24 protein-coding genes are annotated in these 16,698 nt (G+C 60.9%); 15 read left to right on the top strand and 9 right to left on the bottom strand.

From position 1 onward, the window contains the following. The first annotated feature begins 170 nt into the window (after positions 1-170). Entirely contained in the window at positions 171-404 is a 234-nt protein-coding gene (locus tag ACT6VE_RS16580) for a DUF2934 domain-containing protein (RefSeq protein WP_444799653.1), read from the top strand. Between the two features lie 4 nt (positions 405-408). Continuing rightward, on the top strand, positions 409-816 hold the full coding sequence (locus ACT6VE_RS16575) for an HD domain-containing protein (protein ID WP_444799652.1): 408 nt from the start codon (positions 409-411) through the stop codon (positions 814-816). A gap of 18 nt (positions 817-834) precedes the next feature. Here the strand turns inward: ACT6VE_RS16575 and ACT6VE_RS16570 are convergent, their stop codons facing one another. From ACT6VE_RS16570 to catE, 3 genes are all read right to left on the bottom strand, one after another. Continuing rightward, positions 835-1,416, bottom strand: a complete 582-nt coding sequence (locus ACT6VE_RS16570) for a cysteine hydrolase family protein (RefSeq protein ID WP_444799651.1) — start codon at positions 1,414-1,416, stop codon at positions 835-837. An 86-nt stretch (positions 1,417-1,502) separates the two neighbouring features. Continuing rightward, complete coding sequence (locus tag ACT6VE_RS16565; protein WP_444799650.1) at positions 1,503-2,003, bottom strand: YciE/YciF ferroxidase family protein; 501 nt, start codon at positions 2,001-2,003, stop codon at positions 1,503-1,505. Positions 2,004-2,118: 115 nt separating this feature from the next. Next, positions 2,119-4,281, bottom strand: coding sequence for a catalase (catE, locus tag ACT6VE_RS16560; protein WP_444799649.1), 2,163 nt, complete (start codon positions 4,279-4,281; stop codon positions 2,119-2,121). A 152-nt stretch (positions 4,282-4,433) separates the two neighbouring features. On the opposite strand from catE, the gene ACT6VE_RS16555 reads away from it, so the two are divergent. The 5 genes from ACT6VE_RS16555 (at position 4,434) to ACT6VE_RS16535 (ending at position 7,745) form a co-directional block, all read left to right on the top strand. Further along, positions 4,434-4,694 (top strand): hypothetical protein, encoded by a 261-nt coding sequence (locus ACT6VE_RS16555; RefSeq protein WP_444799648.1) that lies wholly within the window; start codon positions 4,434-4,436, stop codon positions 4,692-4,694. 165 nt (positions 4,695-4,859) lie between these two features. After that, positions 4,860-5,102 (top strand): hypothetical protein, encoded by a 243-nt coding sequence (locus ACT6VE_RS16550; protein ID WP_444799647.1) that lies wholly within the window; start codon positions 4,860-4,862, stop codon positions 5,100-5,102. Positions 5,103-5,117: 15 nt separating this feature from the next. After that, a complete protein-coding gene (locus ACT6VE_RS16545; protein ID WP_444799646.1) occupies positions 5,118-5,558 on the top strand; it encodes a PPC domain-containing DNA-binding protein in 441 nt (146 codons plus the stop codon). A gap of 21 nt (positions 5,559-5,579) precedes the next feature. Next, positions 5,580-5,801 (top strand): hypothetical protein, encoded by a 222-nt coding sequence (locus ACT6VE_RS16540; RefSeq protein ID WP_444799645.1) that lies wholly within the window; start codon positions 5,580-5,582, stop codon positions 5,799-5,801. Positions 5,802-6,191: 390 nt separating this feature from the next. After that, entirely contained in the window at positions 6,192-7,745 is a 1,554-nt protein-coding gene (locus ACT6VE_RS16535; RefSeq protein WP_444799644.1) for a phospholipase D-like domain-containing protein, read from the top strand. Here ACT6VE_RS16535 and ACT6VE_RS16530 read toward each other — a convergent pair. Beyond that, positions 7,643-8,575 (bottom strand): lysylphosphatidylglycerol synthase domain-containing protein, encoded by a 933-nt coding sequence (locus tag ACT6VE_RS16530; protein WP_444799643.1) that lies wholly within the window; start codon positions 8,573-8,575, stop codon positions 7,643-7,645. The genes ACT6VE_RS16535 and ACT6VE_RS16530 overlap by 103 nt on opposite strands. Positions 8,576-8,661: 86 nt before the next feature. Here ACT6VE_RS16530 and ACT6VE_RS16525 point away from each other — a divergent pair, with 86 nt between their 5' ends. Genes ACT6VE_RS16525 through ACT6VE_RS16515 form a run of 3 tightly spaced genes read left to right on the top strand, consistent with a single transcriptional unit; the run spans position 8,662 to position 10,644 of the window. Further along, on the top strand, positions 8,662-9,387 hold the full coding sequence (locus ACT6VE_RS16525; RefSeq protein ID WP_444799642.1) for an endonuclease/exonuclease/phosphatase family protein: 726 nt from the start codon (positions 8,662-8,664) through the stop codon (positions 9,385-9,387). Further along, positions 9,387-10,109, top strand: a complete 723-nt coding sequence (locus ACT6VE_RS16520) for a DUF72 domain-containing protein (RefSeq protein ID WP_444799641.1) — start codon at positions 9,387-9,389, stop codon at positions 10,107-10,109. The genes ACT6VE_RS16525 and ACT6VE_RS16520 overlap by 1 nt, the downstream gene beginning before the upstream one ends. Continuing rightward, positions 10,102-10,644, top strand: a complete 543-nt coding sequence (locus ACT6VE_RS16515) for a DNA-3-methyladenine glycosylase (protein ID WP_444799640.1) — start codon at positions 10,102-10,104, stop codon at positions 10,642-10,644. The genes ACT6VE_RS16520 and ACT6VE_RS16515 overlap by 8 nt, the downstream gene beginning before the upstream one ends. A 292-nt stretch (positions 10,645-10,936) precedes the next feature. On the opposite strand, the gene ACT6VE_RS16510 is transcribed toward ACT6VE_RS16515, so the two are convergent. Both ACT6VE_RS16510 and ACT6VE_RS16505 read right to left on the bottom strand, forming a co-directional pair. Next, complete coding sequence (locus ACT6VE_RS16510) at positions 10,937-11,296, bottom strand: response regulator (RefSeq protein WP_444799639.1); 360 nt, start codon at positions 11,294-11,296, stop codon at positions 10,937-10,939. Positions 11,297-11,366: 70 nt separating this feature from the next. Continuing rightward, positions 11,367-11,801: a hypothetical protein gene (locus tag ACT6VE_RS16505; RefSeq protein WP_444799638.1), complete on the bottom strand. Its 435-nt coding sequence runs from the start codon at positions 11,799-11,801 to the stop codon at positions 11,367-11,369. A gap of 42 nt (positions 11,802-11,843) precedes the next feature. On the opposite strand from ACT6VE_RS16505, the gene ACT6VE_RS16500 reads away from it, so the two are divergent. From ACT6VE_RS16500 to ACT6VE_RS16490, 3 genes are all read left to right on the top strand, one after another. Further along, the gene (locus ACT6VE_RS16500; RefSeq protein WP_444799637.1) at positions 11,844-12,095 is read left to right on the top strand and encodes a hypothetical protein; all 252 of its coding nucleotides are present in this window, start codon (positions 11,844-11,846) and stop codon (positions 12,093-12,095) included. Positions 12,096-12,507: 412 nt separating this feature from the next. Beyond that, positions 12,508-12,864: a hypothetical protein gene (locus ACT6VE_RS16495; RefSeq protein WP_444799798.1), complete on the top strand. Its 357-nt coding sequence runs from the start codon at positions 12,508-12,510 to the stop codon at positions 12,862-12,864. A gap of 11 nt (positions 12,865-12,875) precedes the next feature. Continuing rightward, the gene (locus tag ACT6VE_RS16490) at positions 12,876-13,841 is read left to right on the top strand and encodes an SDR family oxidoreductase (protein WP_444799636.1); all 966 of its coding nucleotides are present in this window, start codon (positions 12,876-12,878) and stop codon (positions 13,839-13,841) included. 164 nt (positions 13,842-14,005) lie between these two features. On the opposite strand, the gene ACT6VE_RS16485 is transcribed toward ACT6VE_RS16490, so the two are convergent. Next, positions 14,006-14,506, bottom strand: coding sequence for a YciE/YciF ferroxidase family protein (locus ACT6VE_RS16485; RefSeq protein ID WP_444799635.1), 501 nt, complete (start codon positions 14,504-14,506; stop codon positions 14,006-14,008). A gap of 87 nt (positions 14,507-14,593) precedes the next feature. Next, positions 14,594-14,776 carry a hypothetical protein gene (locus ACT6VE_RS16480; RefSeq protein WP_130520302.1) on the bottom strand — a complete coding sequence of 61 codons (183 nt, stop codon included), beginning with the start codon at positions 14,774-14,776 and terminating at the stop codon, positions 14,594-14,596. 374 nt (positions 14,777-15,150) lie between these two features. Here ACT6VE_RS16480 and ACT6VE_RS16475 point away from each other — a divergent pair, with 374 nt between their 5' ends. Both ACT6VE_RS16475 and ACT6VE_RS16470 read left to right on the top strand, forming a co-directional pair. After that, positions 15,151-15,399: a DUF6894 family protein gene (locus ACT6VE_RS16475; RefSeq protein WP_444799634.1), complete on the top strand. Its 249-nt coding sequence runs from the start codon at positions 15,151-15,153 to the stop codon at positions 15,397-15,399. A gap of 236 nt (positions 15,400-15,635) precedes the next feature. After that, positions 15,636-16,367 carry a Crp/Fnr family transcriptional regulator gene (locus ACT6VE_RS16470; RefSeq protein ID WP_444799633.1) on the top strand — a complete coding sequence of 244 codons (732 nt, stop codon included), beginning with the start codon at positions 15,636-15,638 and terminating at the stop codon, positions 16,365-16,367. Here ACT6VE_RS16470 and ACT6VE_RS16465 read toward each other — a convergent pair. Next, on the bottom strand, positions 16,360-16,590 hold the full coding sequence (locus tag ACT6VE_RS16465; protein ID WP_444799632.1) for a DUF6894 family protein: 231 nt from the start codon (positions 16,588-16,590) through the stop codon (positions 16,360-16,362). The genes ACT6VE_RS16470 and ACT6VE_RS16465 overlap by 8 nt on opposite strands. Positions 16,591-16,698: the final 108 nt, after the last annotated feature.

Here is a 16,698-nt window from a genome sequence, read left to right as displayed (position 1 = left end):
AGGCCGGGCGGCTTTTCCGTTCGTACGGAATCGAACCCTTGCCGCTCCGGGCATTTGAATCGCGCAGGCCAACCCTATTGTCATGCATTCTGGTCGTCGCACTAGGAGTGGAGCAAGGCTAGTCGCCCAATGGCGATATGTGAGGGGAAGACAAAAGGAGGAGAAAATCGATGACCGATACCGATCGACATGAACAAATCCGCCGGCGTGCCTACTGGATCTGGGAAGAGGAAGGATCTCCGGCCGGTGAGGATCTGCGCCACTGGTCAATGGCGGAAGCGGAGTTCGAGGCTTCGAAGAAGGGGGCCAGCGGAGACGCGGCCACGACTGAGACACCGGAAGTGGAAATCTCGACCGGAGATGACCCGCCTCGCAAGAAAAGCAAAAGGACCGAAGGACCTTGAGCCCGTGAACCACCTCGATCACGCAATTCAGGTCGCCCAGTCGGCGCATGAAGGCCAAGCCGACAAGACCGGACGATCCTATTTCGAGCACTGCCGCCGCGTCGCCTCCTCCGTCACCGATGACACCGGAAAAGTCGTCGCGTATCTGCATGATGTGGTCGAGAAGGGTAAAGGTTGGACGCTGGATCGGCTGCGGGAGGAGGGTTTCCCGCCCGACGTCATCAGCGCGGTGGATGCGATGACGCGGCGAGAGGATGAGGAGTGGGAGGCATTTGTCCGCCGGGCTGCTTCGAACTCTGTCGCAAAGCCCGTGAAGCTGGCAGATCTTGAGGACAATCTTTCGCAAGTGCAGACGATCGGCGAGGATGGTCAGAAGTATCTGCGAGCCCTTCGTCTATTCACTGAACGCTGACAGCCTCTCGGCAGGCGGCTAGGCGGCAACCGACGACAGGAACGCCTCGGTCAACATCACTTCCAACTGTGCTGTAAAGCGGCTTTCGAGCAGTTTCAAGGACGCGTCATGCGTCTCGTCCGTGCCACTGCAGACGGCATCCGCCAGGATAATCGCGCGATAGCCGAGATCGATGGCACCGAGTGCCGTGGCGAGAACGCAGACATCGGTCTCGCCACCGGTGATGACCAGCGTCTCCACGTCGTGTCCTTTTAGATAGGCGTGTAGCCGTCCGTCGATCCAGGGCGAATAGGTTCGCTTGTCGAAGAGGATTGCGGGCGGCGTAAATGCGGCGAGTTCCGGGAGGAGGCCGTACATCTCGCCCGGCAGATGCTCGGCCGTCATCATCCACCACTTTTCGTAGTAGTTACGCCACATGCCCGTGGCATCGGTAGCGCGGGCGGGTGGTAGAAACCGGGAGAAGATCGTGCGCTCGGGATGGCGGCCCACGACTTCCAGGACTTCTGACGAGACCCGCTCCATCCAGGCGACTTTCCAAGGCGTGTCTTCAGCGAACATGCGCTGCATATCCACGCAGATATGTCGCCACTCACCGTACATCTCCACTCCCGTTGCTTCGCATCGGACCGGGCGTCTTCCCCCGCGGAGAGGGTCGGGCGGAGAGCCGCTTCTCCGCCCGTTCCGCGTCATGCCGCCTTGGTCTTGCCTTCGCGGTTGACCTTGGCCTCTGCAAGCTGCGTCAGCGCCTGGTCGGTCTTGGTTTCCTCGGCGAGCGTCTGGTCAAGCAGCTTGGCGACATCGTTCTTGCCAAGCTGCATGGCCCAGGACTTCAAGGTGCCGTAGCGGGCGATTTCGTAGTGCTCGACGGCTTGGGCAGCGGCGAGAAGGCCTGCATCGAGCGCGGGCGAACCCTTGAATTCCTCGAGGATTTCCTGGCCTTCTTCGAGAATGCCATCGATGGCCGGGCAGGTCTTGCCGCGCGCCGGCTTGCCGAGAAGCTCAAACACCTGCACGAGCCGCTCAACCTGGCTCTCGGTTTCCTGCAGGTGCTTGTCGAATGCGGCCTTCAGGTCCTGCCCCTCGGCGCCGCGGATCATCTTCTTGAGGCCGGCAATGATCTTGCGCTCGGCATAGTAGATGTCCTTGAGGCCGTCGAGGAAAAGGTCTTCCATTGTCTTGGTGGGCATCGGTCTCTCCTGTTGTTCTGAATTCTTGCCGACATGGCGAGGCGCGATCGCGCGCGGACTCAACGAGGCTCCAGGGCCTTTGTTCCCGGCGCAAGCCGCGAAGTGCAACCGCTCGCTATGGGGACGGAACGGATGCCTTGCCGAGTTTGACGGAGGGCTCGCGTGCCCAAAGGCGCAGCTTGCCGAGTTCCGTGACGAACGCCGAGAGCCCGTTTTCTCCAGGGAGTTCGATCACGCCTTCATCGAGCCTGTCGGCGATCCCGACCCTCTCCAGAAGCGGGAAGGCATCGGCGACATGGCCGATGAACTTGCAGTGCTGGAAGGCATCGGCGACGAAGTCGCGCGCGGTCGCCTCCTGGAGAAGGTCGTCCATGGCTGCCTTGGCCGGCAGCAGCGCCACCGCGTCGAAAAGCACGGAAGGGCCGCCGTCGATCATGAACTGAGCCGGCACCCACGAACCGTCCGACGCCGTCACGCCGCCAACTTTCGGAGCGATCAGGGCGACCTCCGCCTTCTCTGCCAGAATCGCGTCCTGCAGGCCGGTCAGAAGATCGATATCGACGCCATCCGTGATCAGAATGCCGAGCTTGCGCCCCTCGAAACGTTTCGGCCCCCGTTCCACGATGCTCAGTGCTGGCGAGGGCTTGAGGTCTTGTCGCGTCGGCATGGCGGCATCGGCGGGTTTCGGCATGGACTGGAAGCCGAGTTTTTCGCCGACGGTGTTGGCGAGCGTCTCGTCGATGTTCATCAGATGGGAGACGACGCGCTCGCGGATGACGGGTGTTTCGACCTTGCTGAGCTCAAAGGTCAGCGCCGCCGCGATGTGCCGCTGCTCGGCCGGCGTCTGGCTGATGTAGAACTGGCGCGCCTGGCTGTAGTGGTCGGCAAAGCTTTCGGGTCGCAGCCTCACCTTCTGGCCCTGCTCTTCCGCAGGGAAATGCGGAAAACCGGCCGACGGCGATTCCCGCGGCCCCTCGCCCCAAGAGTTCGGCTGATAATTAGCGCGGCCGACGGGGTTGCGCATGGCCATGTGCCCATTCTGCTGGAAGTGATGGAAGGGACATTTCGGAGCGTTGATCGGAATATGGGTGAAGTTCGGGCTGCCCAGGCGCTTGAGCTGCGTATCGAGGTAGGAGAAGTTCCGCCCCTGCAACAGCGGATCGTTGGAAAAATCGATACCGGGCGGGACATTCTGGGTCATGAAGGCGACCTGCTCCGTCTCGGCAAAGAAGTTTTCCGGCATGCGATCGAGAACGAGGCGGCCAACCGGTTTCACCGGCAGGACCTCCTCGGGGATGATCTTGGTAGGGTCGAGGATGTCGAAGTCGAAACTGTCGGCAAAATCCTGATCGAATAGCTGGAGACAGAGCTCCCATTCGGGGAAGTTACCAGCCCGAATCGCATTCCAAAGGTCGCGGCGATGATAGTCGGGATCGGCGCCGTTGATCTTCACAGCCTCGTTCCACGCGACGGATTGCAGGCCGAGCTTGGGTTTCCAGTGGAATTTGACGAACGTGGATTCACCCTTCGCGTTGATGAGACGGAAGGTGTGCACGCCGAACCCTTCCATGAAGCGGAAGGAGCGGGGAATGGCCCGGTCCGACATGACCCACATGATCATGTGCATGCTTTCCGGCGTCAGGCTGATGAAATCCCAGAAATTATCATGCGCGCTCTGGGCCTGCGGGAAGGCGCGGTCTGGCTCCTGCTTAACCGCATGCACCATATCGGGAAACTTGATGGCGTCCTGGATGAAGAAGACCGGGATGTTGTTGCCGACGAGGTCCCAGTTACCTTCCTGCGTATAGAGCTTGACGGCAAAGCCGCGGACGTCGCGTGCGAGGTCGAAGGAGCCCTTGTTGCCGGCGACAGTAGAGAACCGGACGAAGGCTGGCGTCTTCTCGCCGGCGCGCTGGAAAATATCCGCCCTTGTATAAGCGGCAAGCGATTCATAGGTCTCGAAGAAGCCGTGTGCTCCGTACCCGCGCGCATGCACGACCCGCTCTGGGATTCGCTCGTGGTCGAAATGAAAGATCTTCTCGCGGAAATGGAAGTCATCGACCAGCAGCGGCCCGCGGGCGCCGACGCGCAGCGAGTTCTGGTCATCAGCGACAGGACCGCCTTGTGCCGTCGTCAGAACGGGCGTTTCGCCCTCGGCAACCTGGTGCAGCTCGCCGCCATTGCCACGCGCCATCTTCTGATCGTGGACCTGCGCCGTGGTCGCCGTGGATTTCGAGGATTTCGCCGATGCGGTTTTCGGTGATGTGTTCTTGGCCATGGTGCGCTCCCTGTTGTGACTGGCGAACAACACATGCGGCGAAAGGTTCCGTAAGGAGGCATTTTTGTGCTCCTGACGACGAGGTTTGACCGCAAACGTACAGGAACTTCGTCTTTCCTCTTCGGTTTTGGCCACCCCGATAGGAGGTCACCATGCAACTCATCGAAACGAATGTTCACAGCGGTGAAGGCACGACGACGGTCGAGTTCGTCGGAGAGGGTGGGGAGAAGGTATCGGTCTGCATGGCCGCGCATGACGTGCAGGAAGATGCTGCGATCACGCGCGCCAAGGAAATCATGGTCCAGCTCACCGCTTTCGATACAGATCCCGCGCAGCAGGGCGATATCGACGGTGAAACCATAAACGAGGAAGCTGTCGAGACCACCGGCTTCACGTCCGAAGCGCGGAGCTGACCCACGGGGTCTCCCGTTACATTGATTACCGGGGTCGCATCTGGAATAGGGCGGGCGACGACTCAATATAGTATGCCCGGGAGCCGTCGAGACAAACTTTGTTGCCAGCGGGGAAATCGTAACCGCGCGGAAACGGAAGTGCTCGTCATATGGCCACAAGGCAGCATGCCTTTGACCGATTGTATTCCCATCAAAAAATGGCCTGAAGGCGATATCCCGGTCTCACATGGCGAACCCTGGGCGGTTGACGAAGTGGCCGACGCAATCCTTTTTCTCGCCTCCCCGAAAGCGCGGCACATTACGGGTATCCCGCTGTGGATTGACGGCGGGCAGGGGCTCTTGCGCTATGCCTCGTCGCGAGACTTTACGCCTGTGGAACAGAAATCGGCTTCGAGCCTTTTCCTGTGATCAGGGAGAACGGACATGAAGCACAAACTTCTGACAGAGGATGCAGGCGAACGCACGTTCATCTTGGTTCTTGATGAAGGCGATGAAGCTTTTGGTTGCATCACCACCTTTGCGGAAAGAGAAGGGGTGACCGCGGCATCGATTACCGCCATCGGCGCCTTCCGTGTGGCGGCCATCGCGTTTTTCGAATTCCAGACGAAGACTTACCGAAAGATACCTGTCGAGGTTCAATCGGAGGTGCTCAGCATGCTGGGCGATGTGGCGGTAGATGACGCGGGCAAGTCGAGCTTGCACCTGCATGTCGTGCTTGGATTTGAGGACGGAAGCACAAAGGGAGGCCATTTTCAGGAAGGCTACGTTCGCCCCACTCTGGAGGTCGTTTTGCGGGAAACACCGGTCAGTTTGCGGCGGCGGCATCGGGCGGATCTGGGCATAGCGCTGATCGACGTCGGGTAGCAAACCGATCGGGAGGTTGTCATGGACAACAAGGACAGATTGATCCTGGCGCTCGCGGCACTGCTGCGCGCCGAGCGCGAGACGCGGGGCGCGCTGATGGAAGCACTGGAGGAGGATTCGATTTCGAGAGAAACGTTGCTTGCCATCCTGTCCGATCCCATCCCGATCGTCACCCAGGAGGACATCGCCTTCGCCGAACGCTTTGCCCTGTCGAAACACCTTCCGCTCGAAAAGAAGGGATGATGGCGCCGCGGTGCGTTCCGGAAGGGCGATCTCAAGCTTTCGCTGCCTGTCCGGTCGCCAGGTCGCCGGCGAGCTCGCGAAGGAGGGCAAGGTGCGCTTCTGCACGCTCGACGCCAAAACCGGCAACCCCGTCGTAAGCCGCTATGTCCATCCCGTCACTGGCAAGACGGTGAGCGAGGACGACACACCAGTTCGCCCACCTTCAGGAAGCCTTTCCAGTTCGCTCTCGGTGCCACGCTCGTTCTCCCGCTTCAAAGCGGACGCAAGGCCGGCGGGCGTCAAAATGTTCCGATGCCGGCGCGCAGTGAGGAACCAAAACCGGTGCCGTGAATTTTCACGCTGCAGAGGCAAACACACAGGCGGCAGACAGTGCGAAACGAAGAGTCCCCGTTGCTCGTTCCAGCGACCGACACAAACCCTCCGATCATCCGGCCCGGACACAACGCCTGGCGCACGGCGAAAGCCGACCGGCTCGATGTCCTTGTCGACGGGCAGGCTTACTTCCGGGCGCTTGAAAGCGTTCTGGAGCAGGCGCGCCGGGAAATCTGGATCGTCGGCTGGGACTTCAACCCTGATATTCGAATGCAGCCTGGAGTGCCGCAATCCCCGACGCTCGGCGCCTATCTGCTCAAGCTCGTGGAGGAGCGGCCGGACCTGACGATCCGTGTGCTCGTCTGGGCCATGGGACCGGTTTATTCGGGCAAGTCGCTGAAGATGTTTCGCAAGCGGCGCTGGTCCTCCCATCCGCGCATCCTGCTTGCCTTCGATAGCCGCCATCCGATCCGCGGCTCGCATCACCAGAAGCTCGTCGTCGTGGAGGATACCGTCGCATTCGTCGGCGGCATCGATCTCACTGCCAAGCGGTGGGATACGAGTGAGCACCTGATCGACGACCCCCGGCGCAAGCTTCCTTCCGGAAAGCGTTACGAACCGGTGCATGACATGCAGGTGGCGGTCGAGGGGGAGGCGGCGCGCCTCGCCGGCGATATCGCCCGCCGCCGCTGGCTCTTCGCTACGGACGAGGTCATCCCGGCAATCGCGCCTCAGGCGCAAGTCCGGTTGGTTGGCACACCGGACATGATGACGAATATCGAGGTCGCCTTCGCGCGCACGGAGCCGGCTATCCGTGGCCGCTCCGCCGTGACGGAGGCGATGGACCTTACCGTCGCAGCGCTCAAGGCGGCGCGGCGCCATATCTATATAGAGAGCCAGTATTTCGCCTCTAACCGGATCTGCGATGTGCTGTGCGAGCGGCTTGCCGACCCCGATGGCCCGGAGGTGGTCCTGATTTCGACGTTGAGTTCGCACGGTACGATCGAGCGCCTCGTCCTCGGTGCGAACCGTGATCGTTTCGTTCGCCGTCTCAGCCAGTGCGATAAACATGGTCGCATGCGTGCCTTCTATCCCGTCGTGCCGAAGCCCGATGGTGCGGAGCAGGAGATCATCATCCATTCGAAGCTGGTAATAGTGGATGACGCCTTCCTGCGCGTCGGATCCTCCAACCTCAACCAGCGCAGCGAGGGGCTGGATACCGAACTCGACATCGCGGTCGAGGCACATTCGGATGCCGAGCGCCGCGCCATCCGCGCATTGCGCGACCGGCTGCTTGCCGAACATCTCGACGCCGATCCCCAAACCTTCGGCGCGGCGGTGCGCGCGCAAGGTCGGTTAGGCGAGACGATTGATGCCTTCAACAACAAGGCGCGCGGGCTTCGGCCGTTCCGGGATGCGGCGAAGCAGGGCGCGGTGGCCCCGGTGATGGGAACAGCAATCGTCGATCCCGTCGCGCCGTGGTGGCCGCTTTCGATCTGGGGCGGTACGGCGCACTCGTTCTTCGGCCGTCAGCTTGCGCTCTTGCGCAGACCAGCCTCCACGTTCGATCCGAGCAAGGCCTCGCTCGCCAGCAACAAGACCAATCCCAGCGGCAGCGGAATGAAGAAATAGACGACCCGAAAGGCGATCAGCGCTCCGATGGAGGCCGCGCCGCCGAGCAGGAAGCCGATCGTCGCCTCCAGCACGCCGAGCCCGCCCGGCACATGGCTGACGAGAGCCGTAAGATTACCCACCACATAGGCGGCGGTCGTTTCCTTGTAGGCAGCTTCTCCGTTCAGAAGCTGGTGCAGGCAGGCTGCGACAAAGGCGAAGTTGACTGTTCCGACTAGGATCTGCAGGGCTGCAAGGCGCAGCGGCGTTAGCGCGAAATGCCAGTTGCGGACGTTCAACTCGCCACGCACGAAGGCGGCAAGCGCCAGATAACCTGCGCCGAGCGCGAGGCAGATCATGCCGAGGGTAACGGATGCGGCGGTTCCAAGCCCAGCGATCTTCCCCGCGATCCCGGGAAGCAGGATGAGGCAAAGCCCGGCCAGAGTGATCAGGCCGAGCCCGACTGTCACGCCGCAAAAGACGATCAGTTTGGCGATCTCCTCCGCATCGAGGCCCCAACGGGAATAGAAGCGGTAGCGCACCGCCCCACTGCTGAGCGCCGCGACGCCGACATTGTGGCCGATAGCGAGGCTGGTGAAGGAAGCGAGTGCGGCGCGCGGATAAGAAAGCGGCTTGCCGACATAGCGCAGCGCCAGAAAGTCGAAGACCGTGAGGCAAAGGTAGGAACACGCCGCGAAAGCGAGCGCCAGGGCGAAATTCCCCTTGGGGATGGCCGCGACGGAGTTGCGGATATCATCCCAGGAGTATTGCGCCAGCGTCCGGTAGATCAGCCATCCCGCAACGAGCACCGCAAGAGCGATCAGCGCGTGGAGAAAGTGGGTTCGTTTCATGCGGCTGGTTCCTTCCTGAACTGCCAGGGCGGAACGAAAACGGGGCTTTTGTGTTCCCGAACCGTTGGAAACAACGAGAGGAAGGCATGGGCAGACGGCTCAGGATTATGACCTATAACGTGCACAGTTGCTTCGGTACGGACCGGAAGCTCGATCCCGGGCGCATTGCCGCGGTCATCGCCGAATGCGAAGCGGATATCGTCGCTTTGCAGGAGGTGGACGTCGCGCGGGCACGCAGTGGCGGTATCGATCAGGCGCAGACCATCGCCAACCATCTCAGGATGGTCTCGCACTTCCACCCCGCGCTGCATCTTGAGGAGGAGCGTTATGGCGACGCGCTGCTGACGGCGCTGCCGACCCGTCTCGTCAAGGCCGACGGGCTTCCCTCGCGCGGCGAGCCACGGGGTGCACTGTGGGTGGAGGTGGCCGTCGACGATGTAAAGCTGCAGGTCTTCGTCACCCATCTCGGCCTCCTCGGCGCCGAGCGCGTGCGCCAGACAGAAGCCCTGATCGGGCCAGGCTGGCTCGGAAAGCCGATGGCGGATGATGAGCGTATCATCCTTGCCGGTGACCTCAATGCGATCTCCCGCTCGCCATCCTATCGCATGCTCGCACGCCACCTTCGGGATGCGCAGATCGATGCCGGCGGGCGGCCCGCCGCGACCTTTCCCTCCCGCCTTCCTCTGTTTCGCATCGACCACCTCTTCATCGGTGCAGGGGTTACCGCAAGCCGGACCTTCGTACACAGCACGCCGCTTGCCCGCCGGGCGTCCGACCACCTGCCGCTCTGTGCGGACCTGGAGATCGCGTGATGCGACAGACCGGTCCCTTCATCGCGACGGCGGCATGGTCGATCCCTAAGACGGTCGCCAGCTGCTTTCCCGAAACGGGCAGCGGTCTCGAACGCTATGCCGCCGTCTTCAATGGCGTGGAGGTCAACTCAACCTTCTATCATCATCACAAGAAGAAGACGTTCGAGCGTTGGGCAGGCGCGGTGCCGGAGTATTTCCGTTTTGCGGTGAAGATATCACGGCAGATTACACATGAGGCACGCCTGCGAAACATCGAACGGCTCTTCGATGTCTTCGTGGACGAGGTGTCGGCGCTGGAGGGAAAGCTTGGCCCTCTGCTTTGCCAGTTGCCGCCCAGTCTGAGGTTCGATACCGCCGAAGCGGAGGAGGCGTTCGCAGCCATGCGCCGTATTTTTCCGGGCATCCTGGTTTTCGAGCCACGCCACAAAAGCTGGGCGTCCCCGCTGGCACGCGCGCTTCTCAGGGCGTACGCAATCGATCGTGTTCTGGCGGATCCCGCCCCAATCTGGCCGATGTCCGATTTTTCCGAGGTGCCTCGATACGTCCGATTGCACGGTGCGCCGAAAATCTACTATTCCCGGTACAGCGACGCCGAGATTAGCGTTTTCGCAGAGCGCCTTGCCGGCGACAGCTGGTGCGTCTTCGACAACAGCGCCTCCGGCGCGGCCATCGAAAATGCGCTGGCGATGCGGAAATACATGGTGGGCCGGCTTAATGGATGAAAGCTTCTTCGCGCGCGACGTGGTTGCCGTCGCAGCCGGCCTTCTCGGCACGCGCCTGCTGGTGAATGGCGTTGGCGGGCTTGTCGTCGAAACCGAAGCCTACAGGCAGGACGACGAGGCATCGCACAGTTTTCGCGGGCAGACGGCCGGAAATGCGGCGATGTTCGGGGCGCCGGGGCGGGCCTATGTCTATCGCTCCTATGGCCTGCATTGGTGCTTCAATATCGTGTGCGAGCGAGGCAGCGCTGTGCTCATCCGCGCGCTGGAGCCGACACACGCGCTGGAGACGATGATGGCGCGGCGGGCGGTGGGCGAGGCGCGCAAGCTGTGTGCCGGGCCGGGCAATCTGTGCAAGGCGTTGGCCATCACCGGGGGAATGAACGGGCTGTCGGTTCTTGCCGATCCCTTTTCCCTGGAGCCGCGATCCGAAATGTTTGCCTCGGCACGCGGTGTGCGGATCGGCATCAGCAAGGCTGCCGAACGCCCATGGCGCTTCGCCGTCAAGGGATCGCGTTATCTGAGCCGCCCGATTTGAGCCAAGCTCCTACGATGCCACGATATCCAGTTCGGCGATCGAAACCGATACCATTGTCGCGCACGGTTAGACGGGCGCGGCGCTCCCCGATTGACTTGAGAGCAATGGAAATCTCCTCTCACGGCCATCCGGAAAAGCATATTTCAGGATATTGGTCAGAAGTTCGCTGATCAAATGGATGTTCAGCCCACGCAACACCACTATCCCCCAAGTGCGTCGGTCAACCTTAGCAGGAAGGTTGAGTTCTTTCCCGCCTTTGGTAAAGCCGACCGTGGTCGATCATCTACCGTACCTATCGCTTCGGTGGCCTGGTATCGCCGGACATGGCCCGCTTATTGATATCTTCTAGTTGCCGCTCGCCGAAGGGCTTTGACAGGCGAAGCAGATCGGCGCGAGCCTCAGGCAGCAGTTCCGAATAGCCCGTGGCGAGCACGATCGGGATGCCCGGCCAGCGTTCCTGCTCGATGTGGGCAAGCTGGAAACCGGTCATCTGCGGCATGGCCTGATCGGTGACGATGAGGTCGATGTTCCGCTCAGCGAGGAACGTTAGGGCCTTTGTGCCGGAGCTGGCCTCGCAGCCGCTATGGCCCATATCTTCCAGCATCATCACGGTGTTCATCAGCACGATCGGATCGTCATCGACAGTAAGCACGCTAAGCGCATCGACCTTGTCCGGAAACGGAGGCGGTACGGTATGCTCCTCCTACTTTTCCTCCACCAGACTAGATCGGCGTCTCTGCCACGCCGTCTAACAAGGAGTTCTGATCACCATGCACAAGCCTGAACAAATTCGTCGACGCGTCTATGAAATCTGGCAGGCGGAAGGGATGCCGCCAAGCGGCGAGTTGCAGCATTGTCTCATCGCCGAGACGGAGTTTGATGAGTAACAAAAGCCGGCAGGTCCCTTCAGGGGATTTTCTGTACTGGGCGAGAGAGCCGGCGGCAATGCAGGCGCTGTCGAAGCGATGCCGGCTGCCGCCACAGATGAGGTCGTGATCACGACCGGGAGAGAGCCGGCACGCCGGAAGATCAAGCGCACGGAAGGGCTGTAAGCTTGCGCGGGACCGGTGCAGACCGGCCCCGCCGGGACGTACAATGGCGACCTGCGAAGACTGGCTTTGTTCCGATTGCCGCGTCGGCAGCAACAAATGGAACAATCGTTCACCCCTCCCGTTTGCTTTTTATCTCGGGAGGCATGCATGGCCGGCGACACATCAGACCATCTGGAAGGTAGGATCAACGCGCACCGACGCCTGCTGGTCGAACTCGTTTCCATACTCGGCACGATTCCCGATGCGCGCGACGCCCTGATTGCCATGGCGCGAGATAACGAGACGGTAATCGACCATCAGGAAGATCCGGGCGTGGAGCCCGATACGGCCTTTGCCGCCCAGCAGATCGCGGATGACGAGATCAGGAGAATTCTCCAGGCTGCGATAGCGCGCCCCTAAACCAGGACATGAGGATGAAACGATGGGTATGATCGACAAGATTTCCGGTTATTTCAAACAACTGGCTGGCGAAGTCGCGGGTGATCAAGCGCTGCATGACCGAGGCCGCCGGGAGACAGAAGGCGCGTATCGGGAGCAGGACGATCAGGTTGTGTCGGTTGCGCCTAGCGTGATGCCGGGCGCAGATAGCGTCGTCTCGGCGCAGACTGGCCGCGAAAAAATCGTCGATGCTGATGCGGTGCCGCAATTCAAGGTTTCTCAGGCGGGCCGGACTAATGACGGCGTATCCAGCGCAAAGCCGCGCGTCATCACGGGGAGCGACGATGCCACAATACATCGTACACCGCCGGGTGTGGAAACGCCCAGCCAGGACTGGTCCGTGGGTTTTGACGAAAATGCTCCGCGCCAGGATATGCCGACGCCCGTCCCCAACTATTCCGATCCTGAAGAGCTGAAGCTCTTCCGACTGGTTCCGATCGCTTCCGCGGCGGACACCAACTGGGACATTGCACCCAATCACGGCGAAGTGGTTGTGCGCGCCCGCTCGAGTGGTGATGCGCGTGTTGTGGCTGCGGAAGCCGAGCTCGATTACATGGAAATCGATGCGCTGCCAGGGGACGGCAATTCCACAACTTCTTCGAGCGCGTTTCGCAACGAAAAGCTCTACACGGTGGTTGACGAGCGCAACCCCTCATATTCCGTCGACGGACCGCGCGAGGTCGTCGCCGGCACCGTCCGCGTCGACAACATTCGCCCTACCGAAATTTAAGGAGACCGGCCATGGCCCGCAGTCAATCCGCCCGCACGGCGGCGAAACAGCGTGATATTCAGGCAGAGGTCGCGGAGGCTGACCGCAAGGGGGAGGCCGAGAAGCCGCAGGCCATGCAGGCCGGCGCGCGCCTCTATCCCGTCCCTCCCTTTCCCAAGCAACATCAGCCTAAGCCGGGTGATGAGGCGAAGCTCGATCCGCAACCGATGTACGACGCACCCTTCTACAAGGGCTCGGAGAAGCTTAAGGGCAGGGTGGCGCTGATTACGGGCGGGGATTCCGGTATCGGACGAGCGGTTGCGGTCCTCTTTGCCCGGGAGGGTGCGGATGTCGCGATCGCCCATCTTGCGGAAGGAAACGACGCCAAGGAGACGATCGCAGCAGTAGAGGCGGAAGGGCAGCGCTGCATCGCCTTTGCCGGCGACTTGAAGGACAAGGCGTTTTGCGCGGATACGGTCAAGTGCGTGGTCAAGAATCTCGGCCGACTCGATGTTCTCGTCAACAACGCCGCCTTCCAGGTTCACAGCAGGGACATCGTCGATCTTTCCGAAGAGCATTTCGACGAGACACTGAAGACCAACCTTTACGGCTACTTCTTTATGGCGCAGGCGGCGGTACCGCATATGAAGCCCGGGTCAGCGATCATCAACACCGGCTCCGTTACCGGTCTTGAAGGGTCGAAAGACCTCTTAGACTATTCCACCACCAAGGGCGGCATTCATGCCTTTACGCGTTCGCTCGCCGGCCAGCTCGTGCCGCGCGGTATCCGTGTCAATGCCGTAGCGCCGGGACCGGTGTGGACGCCGCTCAACCCTTCTGACAAGGAGGCGGCGGACGTTGCAAAATTCGGCGCTAACACGCCGATGAAACGACCTGCCCAACCTGAGGAATTGGCCCCGGCCTATGTCTTCCTCGCGTCGCCGCAGTGCTCCAGCTACATCACCGGCGAGGTGCTCCCCATCATTGGCGGCTATTGAGCAGCCAGGTACCAGGCCGATACCTGGAAACAACTTTCAAAGGATGTTGTCTGCGCATTGAGGCCCCCGTCGAGCGCGGGAGCCTTTGTTTGAAGCAGGGTGTTGCGCAATGAAGCGGTGGGCGGTTCCTGCATTTTTTCAACCGAACTGCCCACCCCGCGCGTTCAGGCAGCCTTGGCCTTGCCTTCGCGGTTCACCTTCGTTTCGGCGAGCTGGCTCAGCGCCTGGTCGGTCTTCATCTCTTCCGAAAGAGTCTGCTCGAGCAACTGGGCGACATCCTTGTGCCCCAGCTGCAGGGCCCATGACTTCAGGGTGCCATAGCGGGCAATCTCATAGTGTTCGACGGCCTGTGCGGCTGCCAGCAGACCGGCGTCGAGCGCAGGCGAGTCCTTGAACTCCTCCAGAATCTCCTGGCCTTCTTCGAGGATGCCGTCGATGGCGGGGCAGGTCTTGCCGCGGGCAGGCTTGCCGAGGATTTCGAACACGTGAACGAGGCGCTCGATCTGGCTTTCCGTTTCCTGCAGGTGTTTGTCAAACGCGGCCTTCAACTCTTCGGCCTTGGCGCCGCGGATCATCTTCTTGAGCGCGGCGACGATCTTGCGTTCGGCGTAATAGATATCCTTGACCCCATCGAAGAAGAGGTCCTCCATTGTTTTCGTGGGCATTTCAATCTCCTCGCTTGGAATGAGCCGTTGATCAGCTCCGGTTTCATCAAGTGCTTTCCGTGATTGTTCCGGGTGCCGGACAAAGCGCTATCGGAAGCGCGCAGGCCGTTTCGTAAGATTCATCTGGATTTCAAGCCTGCTCGCAAAACGGCCGACAATGAGCACGAGCTTTCTGGTCTCCCGCTCATCGATGTTGTGCGATCGGCAGTACGCGATGACGTCGAACACTTTGACGGATGGTTTCGAACGCTTCTTGTCGAGATGTTGCATGACGTCGTTCCCCCGCTGGTGGTGTCACGCAAATGAAATTGGGGAAGGGGATGTTCCTGCCGGCTGAGTGTTTGTACGGAACCGTACATGTTTCGGCTTCTATCAACCGAGAGGTGCTGCAATTCGGGGGTCGGTGCGGTTTCGTACGGAGCCGGCATAAGCCGGCACGCCGCTTCATCTCGCCTTGTTGTCGTGACACATTCCGCTCTCCCGCAAGGGAGGGCGCAGTCGCCGTTTGGCGATTGGGCGGAGGCCTCAAGCCCTTCGTTGCCAAAGCTCCCCCGAGCGTTGGCCGCCCTATCCTTTGCGCGGCTCGCTCGCTCACGGAACGTTTGCCCCGCTTTGCCATTGTCTTCTCAATCCGGGAGGCGGCAATGGAACGGTATTATTTCAAGATCCAAGATCAGGACGGCGTACTGCAGCCTGATCGCGGTTTCGAATTCGCGGACATCGAAAAGGCCAAGGATGAGGCAAGGACGCTTCTTGCCGAGATGGCCATCGATGGTTTGCCGAATGAGCCGCTGGACAGTATCACCGTCGAGTTGCAGGATTCCAACCGCGTGCCTATCGTCACCTTCCGGCTGGTTCTAGAAGCGATCCCGCACGGCACCCAGGAGGTGTGAGAGCGGAGGCAAACCCGTTCGCCGACGCGGATACTGACCGCGGGCGAAAACCGGCGCGCCTTCTTCGCGATCCATGCCGGGCGCGCGTACATTTCCATCCCTCTGTCCGCTTCCGTACCGACGCCCGACTCTGGGTTGTCTCGCCGATTTTATGGTCATAGATGGACAGCCATTGACTTTAGGGAGACCGAAGCCTTTGGCGGATATGCGGTCGCTTAACCGCATGGGATCGTTGGATGGATGGCGTTTGGCAGGGCAGTTTTCGAAATACCCTGCTACGGCGTTTACCGGAAGCGAGCCTGCAGCGGTTCGCCGCGCGATTGGAGTGCGTCGATCTCCCCCGTTTGCATCAGCTGTCTTCTCCCCATCAGCCAATGGAACACGCCTATTTCTTCGAGAGCGGCATTGCCTCCGTGGTCATCCGCTCGCCGGAGGGGCAGCATAGCGAAATCGCGATCATCGGAAGGGACGGCATGTGTCCGGTATCGGCGGTCCTTGACGTCGACGCCGACCCATTCTCCATCCACATGCAGATGCAAGGCCAAGCTTACCGTCTTCCCGTTGCAGCCTTGAAAGCAGTTTTGACGGAAGATCACGAGGTTCAAAGGCTGCTTGCGCGCTACACGCAGGCACTGGCTGTCCAGCAGGCCTATACCGCGCTTTCCAATGCCGTGCACCATATCGACGAGCGGCTCGCCCGATGGATATTGATGTGCCACGACCGGGTGGACGGTTCGGATATCAGCCTGACGCACGAATTCATGTCGATCATGCTTGCTGTGCGGCGCGCCAGCGTGACGACGGCGCTTCATGTGCTCGAGGGCAAGAAGCTCATCTACTCCGAGCGCGGCGTCGTCAGCGTGCGCAACCGGGCTGGCTTGGAAGCCTTTGCGCGCGATGCCTATGGCGAATGTGAAAAGGAATACGAACGGCTCATCGGCGCCGTTGTCTCGCGGCCCGCTAGCTGATCGCTTCCTTGAAGGGCACCCGCGCCATCAGCTCCCCCCATTCATTGACGATCTCGAACAGACGCGTTTCATCGACGTTTCCTTTTCGCAGATCCTCCGCCAGTATCTCGCGCGCTGCAAGCCGGGCCTCCGTCAGGGCGGCCTCCAGCGTATCGAAATCCGCACCTTCCCGGTCTTCGATTCGTTCCATTCGGCTGCAGATGTGGAAGAAGTAGTGGGTCATGGTTGCCTCGCAGCTTCATTGCTCCCATAGGGACTGGCGAAGCCGCCAAGTGTTCCATTTTATTCCCCGCCGCATCTGTACGCTATCGTACGGCAACCTCCGCGACCC

The sequence above is a fragment of the Shinella sp. genome (assembly GCF_052438155.1).
GTDB lineage: Bacteria > Pseudomonadota > Alphaproteobacteria > Rhizobiales > Rhizobiaceae > Shinella.
This window is presented reverse-complemented; position numbering and strand designations above follow the sequence as displayed.

Excerpts from the sequence above, each read along its gene's own strand:
- ACT6VE_RS16550 (WP_444799647.1), top strand. The coding sequence starts at position 4,860 with ATGCCTTTGACCGATTGTATTCCCATCAAAAAATGGCCTGAAGGCGAT.
- ACT6VE_RS16465 (WP_444799632.1), bottom strand. The coding sequence starts at position 16,590 with ATGACCCACTACTTCTTCCACATCTGCAGCCGAATGGAACGAATCGAA.
- ACT6VE_RS16570 (WP_444799651.1), bottom strand. The coding sequence starts at position 1,416 with ATGTACGGTGAGTGGCGACATATCTGCGTGGATATGCAGCGCATGTTC.
- ACT6VE_RS16565 (WP_444799650.1), bottom strand. The coding sequence starts at position 2,003 with ATGCCCACCAAGACAATGGAAGACCTTTTCCTCGACGGCCTCAAGGAC.
- ACT6VE_RS16555 (WP_444799648.1), top strand. The coding sequence starts at position 4,434 with ATGCAACTCATCGAAACGAATGTTCACAGCGGTGAAGGCACGACGACG.
- ACT6VE_RS16485 (WP_444799635.1), bottom strand. The coding sequence starts at position 14,506 with ATGCCCACGAAAACAATGGAGGACCTCTTCTTCGATGGGGTCAAGGAT.
- ACT6VE_RS16525 (WP_444799642.1), top strand. The coding sequence starts at position 8,662 with ATGGGCAGACGGCTCAGGATTATGACCTATAACGTGCACAGTTGCTTC.
- ACT6VE_RS16500 (WP_444799637.1), top strand. The coding sequence starts at position 11,844 with ATGGCCGGCGACACATCAGACCATCTGGAAGGTAGGATCAACGCGCAC.
- ACT6VE_RS16475 (WP_444799634.1), top strand. The coding sequence starts at position 15,151 with ATGGAACGGTATTATTTCAAGATCCAAGATCAGGACGGCGTACTGCAG.
- catE (WP_444799649.1), bottom strand. The coding sequence starts at position 4,281 with ATGGCCAAGAACACATCACCGAAAACCGCATCGGCGAAATCCTCGAAA.
- ACT6VE_RS16580 (WP_444799653.1), top strand. The coding sequence starts at position 171 with ATGACCGATACCGATCGACATGAACAAATCCGCCGGCGTGCCTACTGG.
- ACT6VE_RS16515 (WP_444799640.1), top strand. The coding sequence starts at position 10,102 with ATGGATGAAAGCTTCTTCGCGCGCGACGTGGTTGCCGTCGCAGCCGGC.
- ACT6VE_RS16540 (WP_444799645.1), top strand. The coding sequence starts at position 5,580 with ATGGACAACAAGGACAGATTGATCCTGGCGCTCGCGGCACTGCTGCGC.
- ACT6VE_RS16480 (WP_130520302.1), bottom strand. The coding sequence starts at position 14,776 with ATGCAACATCTCGACAAGAAGCGTTCGAAACCATCCGTCAAAGTGTTC.
- ACT6VE_RS16530 (WP_444799643.1), bottom strand. The coding sequence starts at position 8,575 with ATGAAACGAACCCACTTTCTCCACGCGCTGATCGCTCTTGCGGTGCTC.
- ACT6VE_RS16520 (WP_444799641.1), top strand. The coding sequence starts at position 9,387 with ATGCGACAGACCGGTCCCTTCATCGCGACGGCGGCATGGTCGATCCCT.
- ACT6VE_RS16490 (WP_444799636.1), top strand. The coding sequence starts at position 12,876 with ATGGCCCGCAGTCAATCCGCCCGCACGGCGGCGAAACAGCGTGATATT.
- ACT6VE_RS16470 (WP_444799633.1), top strand. The coding sequence starts at position 15,636 with ATGGATGGCGTTTGGCAGGGCAGTTTTCGAAATACCCTGCTACGGCGT.
- ACT6VE_RS16545 (WP_444799646.1), top strand. The coding sequence starts at position 5,118 with ATGAAGCACAAACTTCTGACAGAGGATGCAGGCGAACGCACGTTCATC.
- ACT6VE_RS16495 (WP_444799798.1), top strand. The coding sequence starts at position 12,508 with ATGCCGACGCCCGTCCCCAACTATTCCGATCCTGAAGAGCTGAAGCTC.